Here is a 15,594-nt window from a genome sequence, read left to right as displayed (position 1 = left end):
AAAGCGAAAACCATCATGCCTAAAACGAAGCGCCGCCTACCGCAAGCCGAGACTGAGACGATCAGCCGACCCATGCAAGTGTCGGTGGAAGACGGTGCTTCGACCCACGACGAAGACGACGCCGACGCGGTGGACGTCGAAATCGAACCATCCGATGACGAAGGCGAAATACGGTCGAAGGATTCGGGGGACGTCGCAAACGATAACGTTCCCGACGCCGACGATTTCCGCTCGATTCTGCAGGCCGAGCTCACCGCCGACACCATCCAGCATTATCTGAATCGAATCAGCGTCAAGCCGCTTTTGACCGTCGAGGAAGAGCAGCGCTATTCGCGGCTTGCAAAAGCGGGCGAATTCGAAGCGCGCCAGGTGATGATCGAGCGTAATTTGCGGCTCGTCGTGAGTATCGCGAAGGGTTATCTGAATCGCGGGGTTCCACTTCTCGATTTAATCGAGGAGGGCAATCTCGGCCTGATGCACGCTATCGAAAAATTCGATCCGACGCGCGGTTTTCGCTTTTCGACTTATGCCACCTGGTGGATTCGCCAGAGCATCGAGCGCGCGATCATGAATCAGGCGCGCACGGTGCGCTTGCCGGTGCATGTGATCCGCGAGCTGAACCAGGTTTTGCGCGCCAAGCGCCACCTGGAAAAAAATTCCGCCAACTCGAACACGGCGATTGCGCCCGACCGCCGCGACGCGAGCATCGACGATATCGCCTACCTCACCGGCAAGACGCCCGAGGAAGTCACCGATATCCTCGCGCTCAACGAACACACCGCGTCGCTCGATGCACCGCTTGACCTCGATCCGGGTTCGAGCCTGCTCGATCTGCTCTCCGACGACCAGAGCCAGTCGCCGGACGCCGAAGTGCAGCACCGCGAACTCGAGACGCTCACGCGCCTGTGGTTGTCGCGCCTGTCGGACAAGCACCGGCATGTGATCGAGCGCCGCTTCGGGTTGAACCACATCGAGCCCGCGACGCTCGAGGAACTCGCCGATGAAATGGGCCTCACGCGCGAGAGGGTGCGCCAGATCCAGCAAGAGGCGCTCGTGCGGCTCAAGCGCTTTTTCGCTTCCAACGGCGTTCGCAAGGACGCCGTGCTCTAGGATTCATGACTCCCATCCTCGTTTTCGACATCGAGACGATTCCCGATGTCGACGGTATTCGCCGTCTTGAAGATCTCCCGTCCGAACTGTCCGACGCAGAAGTCGCCGAATTCGCGTTCGCGGCACGCCGCGAGCGCGTCGGCAACGATTTCCTGCCGCACCATTTGCAGCGCATCGCCGCGATTTCGTGCGTGTTTCGCGACAACAACGGCTTTCGCGTGCGCTCTCTCGGCACGCCGCAAGATTCCGAGGCGGCGCTGATCCAGTCGTTTTTCCGCGTGATCGAAAAGTACACGCCGCAACTCGTTTCCTGGAACGGCGGCGGGTTCGACTTGCCCGTGCTCAACTATCGTGCGCTGGTGCATGGCGTCGCGGCGTCGCGCTTCTGGGATTCTGGCCAGGACGACCGCGAGTTCAAGTTCAACAACTACCTGAGCCGATACCACACGCGCCACACCGATCTGATGGACGTTCTCGCGATGTATCAGGCGCGCGCGAACGCGCCGCTCGACGCCCTCGCGAAACTCTGCGGCTTTCCCGGCAAGCTCGGCATGGATGGCGGCAAGGTGTGGGAGGCGTACTGCGACGGCCGCATCGACGATATCCGCGCCTATTGCGAGACGGACGTCGTCAACACGTACCTGATGTATTGCCGCTTCCAGCTGATGCGCGGCGGCTTCTCGGCGGACGAATACGCCGATGAAATCACCTTCGTGAAAAACGCGCTCGCGCTCGAACCGTCGCCTCACTGGGCGCAATATCTGGCCGCGTTCGGGAAGTAAGGCTGCGACGTTCGACTACAATCTCGCCTTTGCCACGTCAGTCAGGAAGTCCGCAGGTGTCTGAATCCGCTCGAAAATCCTCGCATCGCCGCCGCGCCGCGCCGGCCAAGTCCGTCGTCGTCGACCCGTCGTTCGCCGCGCCCGAAATCGAGATCGAATCGCTCGATATGGACGCGCGCGGCGTCGGCCGAACGGTCAATGAAGACGGCGAGCCGGGCAAGGTCATTTTTGTCGAAGGCGCGCTGCCCGGCGAGCGCGTGACGTACTCCAGCTATCGCAAAAAGCCGAGCTTCGAGCAAGCGCAGGTCGTCAAGGTGCTGCGCGAAAGCGTGATCCGCACGAAGCCGAAATGTAAATTTTTCGGCACTTGCGGCGGCTGCTCGATGCAGCATCTCGACGTGCGCGCGCAGATCGCCGTCAAGCAACGCGTGCTCGAAGACAATCTGCAACATTTGAGCAAACTGCGCGCCGAAACGATGTTCCGGCCGATCCACGGGCCGTCGTGGGGCTACCGGTATCGCGCGCGGCTGACTGTGCGTTATGTGGAGAAGAAGGGTGGCGTGCTGGTCGGTTTCCACGAGAGGAAGAGCAGCTACGTCGCCGACATGACGAGCTGCGAAGTCCTGCCGCCGCACGTTTCCGAGATGCTCGTGCCGCTGCGGCATCTTGTGGCGGGGCTGTCGATCCGCGAGCGCATGCCGCAGATCGAGCTCGCGGTGGGATCGGATGTGACGGCGCTCGTGCTGCGCATCCTCGAACCGCTGACCGAAGCCGACGAGGCGCTTCTGCGCACCTTCGCGGACGAACACGGCGTCCAGTTCTGGCTCCAGCCGAAGGGCCCGGACACGGTGTATCCGTTCTATCCGCTCGACAAGCAGCTTGCCTACACGCTGCCGGAATTCGCGATTCGCATGCCGTTCAAGCCGACCGATTTCACGCAGGTGAACCACCAGATCAACCGTGTGCTGGTGAGCCGGGCGCTGAGCCTGCTGGCGGCATCGAAGACGGATCGCGTGCTCGATCTTTTTTGCGGCATCGGCAACTTCACGCTGCCGCTCGCGCGGGTGTCGCGCGAGGTGGTCGGAATCGAAGGTAGCGAAGTGCTCACGACGCGCGCGCTGGAGAACGCGAAGGCGAATGGCGTCGATGCGCATACATCGTTCGCGTGCCGCAACCTGTTCGAAGTCACCGCCGACGACCTGCGCGCGCTCGGCGCCTTCGACAAATTCCTCATCGATCCGCCGCGCGAAGGCGCGCTGGCCGTGGCGAAGGCGCTCGCGGACATTGCGCAGAGCGGGGACGGGCCGCTGCCGAAGCGGATCGTCTACGTGTCGTGCAGCCCGTCGACGCTCGCCCGCGACGCCGGGGTGCTCGTCCGCGAAGCGGGGTACAGGATGAAGGGCGCGGGCGTCGTGAACATGTTTCCGCACACGTCGCACGTCGAATCGATCGCGCTTTTCGAGCGGGATTAACACAGCAACTTTTTCTGCAGACGAAAAAAACCGGCCCGCGAAGGCCGGTTTCGTATTTCAGGCGACCGCGATCAGTTGCGATTGCCGCCGAAGATGCCGAGCAGCGCCAGCAGGTTCGTGAAGACGTTATACAGATCGAGATAAATCGCGAGTGTGGCGCTGATGTAATTCGTCTCGCCCCCGTTCACGACGCGCTGCACATCGAACAGCATATAAGCCGAGAAAATGACGATCGCGAGCACGGAAATCGTGAGCATCAGGGCCGGCAACTGCAGGAAGATGTTCGCGAAAGCGGCGAGCAGGATCACCATCACGCCCATGAACAGCCACTTGCCGAGGCCCGAGAAGTCGCGTTTGCTGACCGTGGCAATGGTTGCCATCGCGGCGAAGATCACGCCGGTGCCACCGAACGCCATCATGATGAGTTGCGGCCCGTTCGAGAACCCGAGGATGAAGCTCAAAAGGCGCGAGAGCATCAGGCCCATGAAGAACGTGAAGCCGAGCAGCACGACGACGCCGATGGCGCTGTCCTTTGTTTTTTCTATGGCGAACATGAAGCCGAACGCGATCGCGAGGAACGCGATGAAGCTCATCGTCGGGCTGGTGGCGGCGAAGAGCGAAAAGCCCGTCGCGACGCCGATCCAGGCGCCGAGCACTGTCGGCACCATAGATAGCGCGAGCAGCCAGTAGGTGTTGCGCAGCACGCGATTGCGCATCTCGACCGACGTGACGCTGCCATTGCGGCCAAAACTGTAGGGTGATTCGTTCATGGTTTCTCCTTGCCTTTGCCTTGAGTCTGAAAACAAGATATCCATAACAGCGGTGGGTATGACGTGCCGGCGCTTTTGCTTTCTCTTCGCCGCCGGTTCGCGTGCGGCACGTATATGCGTCTATCTTGCACTGAATTCAATAGTGCCGCACCACAGCGACACCATCTGTGACGACTGGTTCGACCCTTACGAATCCGTAAGGTTTCAATCGCAATCATACATGCCTTCGTGCTACAATTGTCGATTCATTTAATTCGTAACCCGTTCATTTTTTTGGAGTTTTCATGGCGATCGAGCGCACCCTGTCGATTATCAAGCCGGACGCAGTGGCAAAGAACGTTATCGGCCAAATCTACGGCCGTTTCGAAAACGCTGGCCTCAAGGTTGTTGCGGCTCGCATGGTTCACCTGTCGCGTGCTGACGCGGAAAAATTCTACGCCGTGCACGCAGCACGCCCGTTCTTCAAGGACCTGGTCGAATTCATGATCTCCGGCCCGGTGATGATCCAGGCGCTGGAAGGCGAGAACGCAATCGCACAGAACCGTGACCTGATGGGCGCAACGGACCCGAAGAAGGCCGACAAGGGCACGATCCGCGCGGATTTCGCCGACAGCATCGACGCGAACGCCGTACACGGCTCGGACGCTCCGGAAACGGCGCGCCAGGAAATCGCGTTCTTCTTCCCGGAAGTGAACGTCTACTCGCGCTAATTGCGTTTGGCCTCCGCATCGCGCGGGGGCACACTGGATGCAAGCAGGAATTGGCGCGAACGGCCCGGGCGACCTGCCCGGAATTCGCACAAGACAGAAATGGCAGAATTCGACATGACGAGCAGCTCTACCGTCAACCTTCTCGATCTCGACGCCGCCGGGCTCGTGGCATATTGCGGCAGCCTGGGGGAAAAGCCGTTTCGCGCCAAGCAGTTGCAGCGCTGGATCCACCAGTACGGCGCCGACGACTTCGACGGCATGACGGACCTGGCAAAATCCCTGCGCGAAAAATTGAAGGGCCGCGCCAACATGGCGATGCCTGAAATCGTCCGCGATCACGTTTCTACCGACGGCACGCGCAAGTGGCTGATCGACGTAGGCAACAGCAACGCGGTCGAGACGGTTTTCATCCCCGAGGAACATCGTGGCACGCTGTGCGTTTCGTCGCAGGCGGGCTGCGCCGTGAATTGCCGCTTTTGTTCGACGGGCAAGCAGGGCTTTTCGCGCAATCTCAGCACGGGCGAGATCATCGGCCAGTTGCGCATGGCGGAATTCGCGCTGCGCAAGTCGCTCGGACGCGAAGTCGGCGGGCCGGGCAAGGGCGGACGCGTCGTGACTAACGTCGTGATGATGGGCATGGGCGAACCGCTGCTCAATTACGACGCCGTGGTCCCCGCGATGCGCCTGATGCTCGACGACAACGCCTACGGCCTGTCGCGCCGTCGCGTGACGCTGTCCACCTCCGGCGTCGTGCCGATGATGGACCGCCTCGCTGCCGATCTGCCGGTGGCGCTTGCAGTATCGCTGCACGCACCGAACGATCCGCTGCGCGACATGCTCGTGCCGCTGAACAAGAAGTATCCTTTGCGCGAGCTGATGGCGGCGTGCCAGCGTTACCTGAAAGTGGCGCCGCGCGATTTCATCACGTTCGAGTACTGCATGCTCGACGGCGTCAACGATACGGAAGCGCACGCGCGCGAATTGCTCGCCATCACGCGCGACGTGCCGTGCAAGTTCAACCTGATCCCGTTCAATCCGTTCCCGGAGTCGGGCCTCACGCGTTCGCGCAACGATCAGATTAAGCGTTTCGCACAGGTGCTGATGGACGCGGGGATCGTGACGACTGTGCGCAAGACCCGCGGCGACGACATCGATGCCGCCTGCGGGCAACTCGCTGGCGCGGTTCAGGACCGCACGCGACTCGCCGAGCGCATGGGCCGGCAGTCAAAAGTGATCGAAGTGCGGGCGGTCTGAAATCTGCCCGAAAGCTGGCGGCCGCTCATTTTTGAAGAATCCGCGTGTTTTTGGCGCGAAAAACAAAGAAAAACGAAGCAAGCGATCGGATGCGGCACGGAAAGCCGCACATTTTGTTATAAAGCGGTCTGCGACAGGCAGCAGGGTTATATCGTGCACAGATGGTCCGTGCAACCCGACGCTTTGCAGTGTCAAATAAAAGAATCGATGCGAGGAATTTGGCATGAGTGAGCCGCAGCACCCGACGCCGTTTGGAAGTCACGACGGCAGTCATTCCGGCGGTCCGTCCGGTAGTTTTCCGGATGGCGAAGCGTTGTCGGGCACGACGGCGTCGAGCGGAAATCAGGCGGGGAGCTTGGAATCGATCGTCGCGGTCGGCGCGCGCTTGGCGCAGCTGCGCACGGCGAAAGGCTGGTCGATCGACGATGTATCGGCGCGCCTGAAAGTGTCGCCGCAAAAGGTACGCGCGCTGGAAGCCGGCGACCTGAGCCACTTACCTGACCGCACGTTCGCGGCCGGCATCGTGCGCAGTTACGCGAAGATGCTCGGCGCGGATCCGGCACCGTTCACCCAGGCGATGCGCCGCGCGAATGGTCCGGTGGAGCAGAATCTTTCGTTGCCGGCGTCGGCCGGCGGCGGTTTGCCGCGGGCACGCGTGTCCGTGCCGCTCAACACCGCCGGGCGCCGCCGTTCGTGGCTCTGGGGCGTAGCGGCGGTGATCGTCGCGATGATCGCGCTCGCGATGTGGCACACGGGCGGCGATTCGGCCGCCTGGCTCGCGCGCCTGAAGGCGAGCGCGAACGGCACGGCGGTATCGGGCAACAACGGGGCGAGCGCGGCATCGTCGGCCGCGACTCCCGACGAGATGGCGGCGGCCAATACCGGCGAAGGTTCCTCGACCGATGCCGCAGCCACTGCCGGCATGCAGCCGATGCCGCATCCGCTCGGGACCAACGCGCTGCCGGCTTCATCGTCGGCGATCGTCGCGATGCAGCCCGCGAGCGGTGCGGCCGCGCCGGCAACCGTCCCGCCAGCAGCCGCCGCAGCAGCTGCATCGGCTTCTGCCCCGGCCGTCGCGGGCTCCGGGTCGAGCGCCCTCGAACTGAAAGTGAAGGCGGACAGCTGGTTCAGCGTGCGCCAGAAAGACGGCAAGGAAGTATTCTCTGGTCTCGTGCGCGGCGGCAGCACCCAGCGCGTCGAAGGCGAGGTGCCTTTCAAGGTGACGATCGGCAATCAGGCGGGCATGGAATCGCTCACGCTCGACGACGAACCGGTCGATCCCGCCAAGTACGCCAACGCCAAAGGCAACGTCGCACGGTTCTCCGTGCCCTGAGGCCAAGCCGGCGCGCACCGCGGCATGAATCGAGAGCGCCGCCGGCTACCCCGGCGGCGTCGGTTTGAGAGTTCCACAAAAGCGTCACCTCAGGAGGCGGCGCAAGAGGGTTTTTCGATGCAATCTGAGGCTCAATCCCTGATCAGCAGCAAGATTTGTTCGACCGAACCGGTGTTCGGAGGGCCGCTCAAACGCCGCGCGTCGCACGGCGTCGATGTCCGCTGGGGCGGCCAGCTCGTGACGATCGGCGGCGATGCGCCCGTGCGCGTCCAGTCGATGACCAATACCGACACCGCCGACGCCATTGGCACTGCGATTCAGGTAAAGGAACTGGCACAAGCCGGCTCCGAACTGGTACGCATCACGGTCAACACGCCGGAAGCGGCGGCCGCCGTGCCGCACGTGCGCGAGCAGCTCGACCGGATGGGCGTGAACGTGCCGCTTGTCGGCGATTTTCATTACAACGGCCACTTGCTGCTGCGCGATTTTCCCGCGTGCGCCGAGGCGCTGTCGAAGTATCGGATCAACCCGGGCAACGTCGGGCAAGGCGCGAAGCGCGACACGCAGTTCGCGCAAATGATCGAAGCCGCCGCGCGCTATGACAAGGCGGTGCGCATTGGCGTGAACTGGGGCAGTCTCGACCAGGACCTGCTCGCGCGCATGATGGACGAAAACGCCGCGCGCGCCACGCCGTGGGACGCGCAGAGCGTGATGTACGAGGCGCTGATCCAGTCGGCGATCGGGTCGGCGGAACGCGCGGTCGAACTCGGTCTCGGGCGCGACAAGATCATTCTGTCGTGCAAGGTGAGCGGCGTGCAGGACCTGATCGCCGTGTATCGCGAACTGGCGAAGCGCTGCAGCTTCGCGCTGCACCTTGGGCTGACCGAGGCGGGCATGGGATCGAAGGGCATCGTCGCGTCGACGGCGGCGCTTTCCGTGCTGCTGCAGGAAGGCATCGGCGACACGATCCGCATTTCGTTAACGCCGGAACCGGGCGGCGCGCGCACGGGCGAAGTCGTCGTCGGGCAGGAAATTTTGCAAACGATGGGCCTGCGCTCCTTTACGCCGATGGTTATCGCCTGCCCCGGCTGCGGCCGCACGACGAGCACGCTGTTCCAGGAACTCGCCTCGCAGATTCAGACGTATCTGCGCAACGAAATGCCGGTCTGGCGCGATCAATATCCGGGCGTCGAGAAAATGCACGTCGCGGTGATGGGCTGCATCGTGAACGGGCCGGGCGAATCGAAGCAGGCGAATATCGGCATCAGCCTGCCGGGTTCGGGTGAGAATCCGGCGGCACCCGTCTTCATCGACGGTGTGAAGGTCAAAACGCTACGCGGCGAGCACATCGCCCAGGAATTCCAGAAAATCGTGAGCGAGTACGTCGCGCGCACTTATGGCAAGCGCGAAGAAACGGCCGCGGCATCACTCTAAAGACAGATGACAGAACAGAAGAAACGGCTCGAAAAACTGAGCGGCGTGAAGGGCATGAACGACATCCTCCCGCAGGATGCCGCGTTGTGGGAGTTCTTCGAATCGACTGTCAAGTCGATGCTGCGCTCCTACGGCTATCAGAACATTCGTACGCCGATCGTCGAGCACACGCAGCTTTTCACGCGCGGTATCGGCGAAGTGACCGATATCGTCGAGAAGGAAATGTACAGCTTCACCGACGCGCTCAACGGCGAGCATCTCACGATGCGCCCGGAGAACACGGCGGCGGTCGTGCGTGCGACGATCGAGCACAACCTGCTTTACGACGGCCCGAAGCGCCTGTGGTACGTCGGACCGATGTTCCGCCACGAGCGTCCGCAGCGTGGGCGGTATCGGCAGTTCCATCAGGTCGGCGTGGAAGCGCTCGGCTTCGCAGGGCCCGATGCCGACGCCGAGATCATCATGATGTGCCAGCGTCTCTGGGACGACCTGGGCCTAACCGGCATTCGCCTCGAGCTCAATTCGCTCGGCCAGGCCGATGAGCGCACGGCGCATCGCCAGGAACTGATCGCATATCTCGAACAGCACGTCGAATTGCTCGACGAGGAAGCGAAGCGCCGTCTTTACACGAACCCGCTGCGCGTGCTGGACACGAAGAATCCCGCGCTGCAGGAAATTGCGCAGAACGCGCCGAAGCTCGTCGATTTCCTTGGTGACGAATCGCGCGCGCACTTCGAAGGCGTTCAGCGTCTTTTGAAGGCGAACAATATTCCGTTCAAGATCAATCCGCGCCTCGTGCGCGGACTCGATTACTACAACCTGACCGTTTTCGAGTGGGTCACCGACAAGCTCGGCGCGCAGGGCACAGTGGCCGGCGGCGGGCGCTACGATCCGCTGATCGAGCAACTCGGTGGCAAGCCGACGAAAGCGTGCGGCTGGGCGATGGGCGTCGAGCGGATTCTGGAACTGTTGAAGGAAGAAAAGCTCGTACCCGAGGACGAAGGCACCGACGTCTACGTCGTGCACCAGGGCGAGGCGGCGGCGGAACAGGCGTTCATCATCGCCGAGCGTCTGCGTGACACCGGCCTCGACGTCATCCTGCATTGCAGCCCGGACGGCGCACCGGCGAGCTTCAAATCGCAAATGAAAAAAGCCGATGCGAGCGGCGCGGCCTTTGCTGTGATCCTTGGCGAGGACGAGCTCGCGCAGGGCACGGCGGGTGTGAAGCCGCTGCGGGCGATCGAACGGGAAGGCCAGAAGAACGAGCAATCGACTGTTCCGCTGGAAAACTTGACCGAATTTCTAATCAATGCGATGGTTGCATCCGCCGACGACGGCGCTGATTAAATTTTAGGCAGCGACCGTGCGCGCAGTGTCGGATCGAGAGGACTCGGCACGGTGCGCGCAATAAATAAGGCATCGAAGGAATGGTTGGGCAATGAGCTATCACGACGAACAAGAATCCCTGGAAAATCTGAAGCACTGGTGGGCCAAGTGGGGCAACGCGACGACGTGGATCGTTCTCGCCGTGCTCGTGGTCGCGGCGGGCTTCAACGGCTGGAACTACTGGCAGCGCAGGCAGGCGGCGGAAGCGGCTGTGCTCTACGATCAGGTCCAGCAGGCGGTCACTGCGAACGACAAGGCGAAGGTCGCGCGCGTCGCCGCCGACATGGAGGACAAGTTCGGCCGCACGGCCTATGCGCAGATGACGGCGCTCGCCGCCGCGAAGGCACTCTACACGGCCGGCGATAGCGCGGCCGCGAAGGCGCAGTTGCAATGGGCTGTCGACCATGCGAAGGACGACGAGTACAAGCAGATAGCGAAACTGCGTCTCTCGCTCCTGCTGCTCGACGAAAAATCCTACGACGCCGGCCTGAAAGTGCTCGCCGACGCGCCACTCGATGCGTTCAAGGGCGTCGTGTCGGATCGTCGTGGCGATTTGCTCGCGGCGCAGGGCAAGCGCGAGGACGCCCGCGCCGCCTATAAGGTGGCGCTCGACACACTGCCGCAAAGCGACACTTCCGCGCGTCAACTGGTCCAGTTCAAGCTGGACGCGCTCGGCGGTTGAGTTCAGCCGCCTCCGCACCGTCGCCAGCCGCCGGGTTCGTCGCTGAAAAGCGCGCCCGCGGCGCACGCCGATCAATCGAATGTTCAATCTCCAATTGCGTCCACCGATGACCCTTCTGAAACGCTACGCCCTGCCGCTTGCCTGTGCGATGACTGCCTTGCTGGCCGCGTGCTCATCCACCAAGGACGAACGGCGCGTTCCGACGCCGCTCGTGGAAATCAAGCCCGTTCTCGAAGTCGGGCAGGTGTGGAAGGCGAGCGTCGGCAAGGCCGGCCGCTATCTGTTCATGCCTGTCGCCGTCGGCGACGCGGTGTATGCCGCCGGCGTCAACGGCACGGTCGCGAAGATCGATGCGAAGACTGGCCAGGACGTATGGCGCACGAAGCTGAAGGACGATCTGTCGGCGGGCGTCGGCAGCGACGGTACGCTGACAGCCGTCGGCGGGCTGAAGGGCTCGGTCTACGTGCTTGGACCGGACGGCAAGCAATTGTGGACTGCCGTCGCGCCGGGTGAACTCGTCTCGCCGCCGCTCGTCGGCAACGATCTCGTGATAGTGCGCACGATCGACGGCAAGGTCATCGCATTCAACGCGCAGACTGGCGAGCAGAAGTGGACCTTCCAGGTCCGCGCGGTTCCGCTGAACCTGCGCGTCGCGGCCGGCATGACGTTCGCGGGCAATCAGGCCGTGCTCGCGGGTTTCCCCGGCGGCACGTTCGCCGCGATCAACATTCAGACCGGCGACGCCTTTTGGCAAGCGCCCGTCTCGTTCCCGAAAGGCGTGACCGAAGTCGAGCGCATCAACGACGTGACCGGCGCGCCGTCGCTCGTCGGCGCGCAGACTTGCGCGGTGACGTTCCAGGGCAGACTCGGCTGTTTCGATGCGAATTCCGGCCGTCCCGTCTGGGAAAAAGCGTTTTCGAGCGACAGCGGCCTGGCGCAGGACGCGCAAGTCGTCGCAGCCGGCGACGACTGGTCGGTGGTGAACGCGTTTCGCGCGTCGGACGGCACGCAACTCTGGAAAAGCGACAAGCTGAAGAACCGTCAGGTCAGCGTGCCTTATATCCTGGGACGCGCAGTCGTCGTCGGCGACTTCGAAGGCTATGTGCACTTCCTCGAAGCCAGCAGCGGCGAACTCATCGGCCGCGCGAAGACGGATGGCAGTGCGATCACCGCGGCGCCGGTGCTTGCGGGCGACACGCTCGTCGTGCAGACGCATGACGGCGACCTCTATGGGTTCCGTCCCCGCTGATTTGTCGAAGTGACCTGATCTGCGAGCCGGCGCTGCCGGCTCGCGTGCTTTATCGGCGCGAGATTCGCGCCACCGGTCGACCGGCCGAACACTGCAGTATCGAACAGAAGTAGAAGCGAGGCGCAAAGCATGAGCGCACACTCGTGAAATGAAGCCAGGCGGCAGACGAAAAACCGCCGCAAATCGGCGCCACCGCCGAGGCAAGTCTCTTGCATGCGAAGCACTCCGACGTGCCGCATGCCGAATCCATGCTAATTTTCGACAAACGCAGGCTTTATCGCGGCGTTTCCGTGGCCTTGGCGTTCCGTGCGCCGGTGTCGGCCGCCTTGCGTTCAACTGTGAACAACATCTGATGAAACCCGTTATTGCCCTCGTGGGGCGCCCCAATGTGGGGAAATCGACCCTTTTCAACCGCCTGACGCGCTCGCGCGACGCGCTCGTCGCCGACTTGCCCGGACTCACGCGCGACCGCCACTACGGCGAGGGCCGCGTAGGCGACCGGCCGTACCTCGTCGTCGATACGGGCGGCTTCGAGCCCGTCGCAAAGGACGGCATCCTGCACGAAATGGCGCGCCAGACGCGTCAGGCGGTGGAGGAAGCGGACGTGGTCGTGTTCATCGTCGATGGGCGCAATGGCTTGGCGCCGCAGGACAAGGCGATTGCCGACTATCTGCGCAAGACCGGCCGGCCGCTCTTTCTCGTCGTGAACAAGGCGGAGGGCATGAAGTACAGCGCCGTCGCCAGCGATTTCTACGAACTCGGCCTGGGCGATCCGCGCGCGATCTCGGCCGCGCACGGCGACGGCGTCAGCGAAATGATCGGCGACGCGCTCGAAATCGCCTACGCCGGCCAGACGGAAGAGGACGACGACGAAAAGGCGAAGCACGGCGTGAAGATTGCGATCGTCGGGCGGCCGAACGTCGGCAAGTCGACGCTCGTGAACGCGCTGATCGGCGAGGAGCGCGTTATCGCGTTCGACATGCCCGGCACGACGCGCGATTCGATCTATGTTGATTTCGAGCGACAAGGCCGCAAATACACCCTGATCGACACGGCGGGTCTGCGCCGGCGCGGCAAGGTGTTCGAGGCGATCGAGAAGTTTTCGGTGGTGAAGACGCTGCAGTCGATTTCGGACGCGAATGTCGTCATCTTGCTGCTCGATGCCCAGCAGGACATCTCCGAACAGGATGCGCACATCGCGGGATTCGTGGTCGAGCAGGGGCGGGCGCTGGTGGTCGGCGTGAACAAGTGGGACGGGCTCGATTCGCACACGCGCGAGCGGACCAAGGGCGATCTCACGCGCAAGCTCAAGTTCCTGGATTTCGCCAAGTTCCACTACGTGTCGGCGCTGGAGAAGACTGGCATCGGCCAGTTGATGAAATCGGTCGACGACGCATACGCTGCCGCGATGGCCAAATTGCCGACGCCGAAGCTGACGCGCGCGCTGATCGACGCCGTGGAATTCCAGCAGCCGCGCCGGCGCGGTCCGGTGCGTCCGAAGCTGCGTTATGCGCACCAGGGTGGGCAGAATCCGCCGATCATCGTCGTGCACGGCAACGCGCTCGACGCGATCACGGACACCTATAAAAGGTACCTCGAAGGGCGCTTCCGAGAAACTTTCGGGCTGGCCGGGACTCCATTGCGCATAGAGTTCCGCTCGAGCACGAACCCTTACGCGGATAAAGGCTGAGTCCCGCGCGCACCAAGCGTTTGGCACCTGTGGGGGCGCTGGTGCGGAAAAGAAAATCGGCTATAGTGTAGCGATTGTTGGCGGATCTCTTTTTCTTCCTCCACAATTACGTTCAACCTGCAAAAAAACACGGAGTTTGCTATGAGCAACAAAGGGCAATTGTTACAAGACCCGTTTTTGAACGCACTGCGTAAAGAGCACGTGCCGGTGTCGATCTATTTGGTCAACGGCATCAAGCTTCAAGGGAACATCGAATCGTTCGACCAGTACGTCGTGTTGCTCCGCAATACGGTTACCCAGATGGTCTATAAGCACGCCATTTCCACGGTCGTGCCGGCCCGTCCGGTGAATTTCCACCCGGACGCTGAAACGTCCTAAACCAAGTCGCGGCCGGTGAACCAACGTCGATAAAAAGTTACTCGCCGGTCGCTTCAAAACCAATACCTCAATTTGATCAACGCAGCGCTTGTCGGCATCGACTTCGGCAAAATCGATTTCGAAGCCAGTCTTGAAGAACTCAGCCTGCTCGCACAAAGTGCGGGCGCCAATCCCGCTGTCACGCTTACCGGCCGCCGTTCGAGCCCCGATGCCAAGATGTTCGTCGGCAGCGGCAAAGTCGAAGAGTTGCGCCTCGCGTGCGAAGCGAATGACGTCGAACTCGTCATTTTCAATCACGCCCTCGCGCCCGCGCAGCAGCGCAATCTGGAAGGCGCGCTGAACCGGCGTGTCGTCGACCGCACCAGCCTGATCCTCGATATTTTTGCGCAGCGCGCCCGAAGCCACGAAGGCAAGCTGCAGGTCGAACTCGCGCAGCTCCAGTATTTGTCGACGCGGCTCATCCGCGCGTGGACTCACCTCGAGCGTCAAAAGGGCGGTATCGGCCTGCGCGGCCCGGGCGAAACCCAGCTCGAAACCGACCGGCGCCTCATCGGCGAGCGCATCAAGGCGCTCAAGGCGCGGCTCGAAAAACTGCGCCGCCAGCACGGCACGCAGCGTCGCCAGCGCGTGCGCAACCGGACGATGTCGGTGTCGCTCGTGGGCTATACGAACGCGGGCAAGTCGACGCTCTTCAACGCGCTGACCAAGGCGCAGGCGTATGCAGCCGACCAACTGTTCGCGACGCTCGATACCACCTCCCGCCGTGTGTTCCTCGGCGAGGAAGCGGGGCACGTGGTGGTGTCGGATACGGTCGGGTTCATCCGCGAGTTGCCGCACCAATTGGTCGCAGCGTTTCGCGCGACGCTCGAGGAAACGATCCACGCGGACTTGTTGCTGCACGTCGTCGATGCATCGAGCGCCGTGCGCCTCGACCAGATCGATCAGGTGAACGAGGTGCTGCGCGGCATCGGCGCGGACACGATTCCGCAGATTCTCGTCTTCAACAAGATCGACGCGGTGCCTGAGCTGGCGGCCCGCGGCGACGCGGTTGAAAGGGACGAGTATGGTAATATTTCGCGCGTCTTTTTGAGCGCACGCACGGGGCAAGGTCTCGACGCGCTGCGCGCTGCCATCGCCGAAATCGCTGCATCGGATTCCAGTGAACTCAACGCGGTTCCCGAGTTCACCGAACCTGAGGAATCCGCTGAATCACCCGAATCAACGCAATCCTCGTCGTACGACGAAGCCGCGCTGCCGGAGGACCACCGGCCAGCCAGCGAACCGAACGAACACGACGACCGCAAGGTCCCCGAGCACGGGCACTGAAGCTGTTCCGATCTGCAT

Annotated in this window: 14 protein-coding genes; 13 read left to right on the top strand and 1 reads right to left on the bottom strand. The window is 62.5% G+C overall.

What is annotated here, in order from left to right:
• Positions 1-15: 15 nt before the first annotated feature.
• The 3 genes from rpoS to rlmD are packed head-to-tail and all read left to right on the top strand — an operon-like array spanning position 16 to position 3,364.
• Positions 16-1,110, top strand: coding sequence for an RNA polymerase sigma factor RpoS (rpoS, locus tag AWB67_RS09970; RefSeq protein WP_087656069.1), 1,095 nt, complete (start codon positions 16-18; stop codon positions 1,108-1,110).
• A gap of 5 nt (positions 1,111-1,115) precedes the next feature.
• Entirely contained in the window at positions 1,116-1,892 is a 777-nt protein-coding gene (locus AWB67_RS09965; protein ID WP_087656068.1) for a 3'-5' exonuclease, read from the top strand.
• 56 nt (positions 1,893-1,948) lie between these two features.
• The gene (gene rlmD / locus AWB67_RS09960; protein WP_087656067.1) at positions 1,949-3,364 is read left to right on the top strand and encodes a 23S rRNA (uracil(1939)-C(5))-methyltransferase RlmD; all 1,416 of its coding nucleotides are present in this window, start codon (positions 1,949-1,951) and stop codon (positions 3,362-3,364) included.
• 71 nt (positions 3,365-3,435) lie between these two features.
• Here rlmD and AWB67_RS09955 read toward each other — a convergent pair whose 3' ends face one another.
• Positions 3,436-4,134, bottom strand: coding sequence for a Bax inhibitor-1/YccA family protein (locus AWB67_RS09955; RefSeq protein ID WP_087656066.1), 699 nt, complete (start codon positions 4,132-4,134; stop codon positions 3,436-3,438).
• A 284-nt stretch (positions 4,135-4,418) separates the two neighbouring features.
• Here AWB67_RS09955 and ndk point away from each other — a divergent pair, with 284 nt between their 5' ends.
• From ndk to hflX, 10 genes are all read left to right on the top strand, one after another.
• Complete coding sequence (gene ndk / locus AWB67_RS09950; protein WP_087656065.1) at positions 4,419-4,844, top strand: nucleoside-diphosphate kinase; 426 nt, start codon at positions 4,419-4,421, stop codon at positions 4,842-4,844.
• Between the two features lie 114 nt (positions 4,845-4,958).
• Positions 4,959-6,098 (top strand): dual-specificity RNA methyltransferase RlmN, encoded by a 1,140-nt coding sequence (rlmN, locus tag AWB67_RS09945; protein WP_087656123.1) that lies wholly within the window; start codon positions 4,959-4,961, stop codon positions 6,096-6,098.
• 223 nt (positions 6,099-6,321) lie between these two features.
• On the top strand, positions 6,322-7,431 hold the full coding sequence (locus AWB67_RS09940) for a helix-turn-helix domain-containing protein (RefSeq protein WP_087656064.1): 1,110 nt from the start codon (positions 6,322-6,324) through the stop codon (positions 7,429-7,431).
• Between the two features lie 117 nt (positions 7,432-7,548).
• The gene (gene ispG / locus AWB67_RS09935; RefSeq protein ID WP_087656063.1) at positions 7,549-8,865 is read left to right on the top strand and encodes a flavodoxin-dependent (E)-4-hydroxy-3-methylbut-2-enyl-diphosphate synthase; all 1,317 of its coding nucleotides are present in this window, start codon (positions 7,549-7,551) and stop codon (positions 8,863-8,865) included.
• 6 nt (positions 8,866-8,871) lie between these two features.
• Entirely contained in the window at positions 8,872-10,212 is a 1,341-nt protein-coding gene (gene hisS, locus AWB67_RS09930; protein ID WP_087656062.1) for a histidine--tRNA ligase, read from the top strand.
• Between the two features lie 91 nt (positions 10,213-10,303).
• Positions 10,304-10,933, top strand: coding sequence for a YfgM family protein (locus tag AWB67_RS09925; RefSeq protein WP_087656061.1), 630 nt, complete (start codon positions 10,304-10,306; stop codon positions 10,931-10,933).
• Between the two features lie 106 nt (positions 10,934-11,039).
• Positions 11,040-12,182 (top strand): outer membrane protein assembly factor BamB, encoded by a 1,143-nt coding sequence (gene bamB / locus AWB67_RS09920; protein WP_087656060.1) that lies wholly within the window; start codon positions 11,040-11,042, stop codon positions 12,180-12,182.
• A gap of 352 nt (positions 12,183-12,534) precedes the next feature.
• Positions 12,535-13,872, top strand: a complete 1,338-nt coding sequence (gene der, locus AWB67_RS09915; protein ID WP_087656059.1) for a ribosome biogenesis GTPase Der — start codon at positions 12,535-12,537, stop codon at positions 13,870-13,872.
• A gap of 141 nt (positions 13,873-14,013) precedes the next feature.
• Complete coding sequence (gene hfq / locus AWB67_RS09910; protein ID WP_035930711.1) at positions 14,014-14,250, top strand: RNA chaperone Hfq; 237 nt, start codon at positions 14,014-14,016, stop codon at positions 14,248-14,250.
• 72 nt (positions 14,251-14,322) lie between these two features.
• On the top strand, positions 14,323-15,576 hold the full coding sequence (hflX, locus tag AWB67_RS09905; RefSeq protein ID WP_087656058.1) for a GTPase HflX: 1,254 nt from the start codon (positions 14,323-14,325) through the stop codon (positions 15,574-15,576).
• Positions 15,577-15,594: the final 18 nt, after the last annotated feature.

Source organism: Caballeronia terrestris (assembly GCF_001544515.1).
GTDB classification, from domain to species: Bacteria; Pseudomonadota; Gammaproteobacteria; order Burkholderiales; family Burkholderiaceae; genus Caballeronia; species Caballeronia terrestris.
Note: the sequence above shows the minus strand (reverse complement) of the source record. Positions and strands in the feature narration are given on the sequence as shown.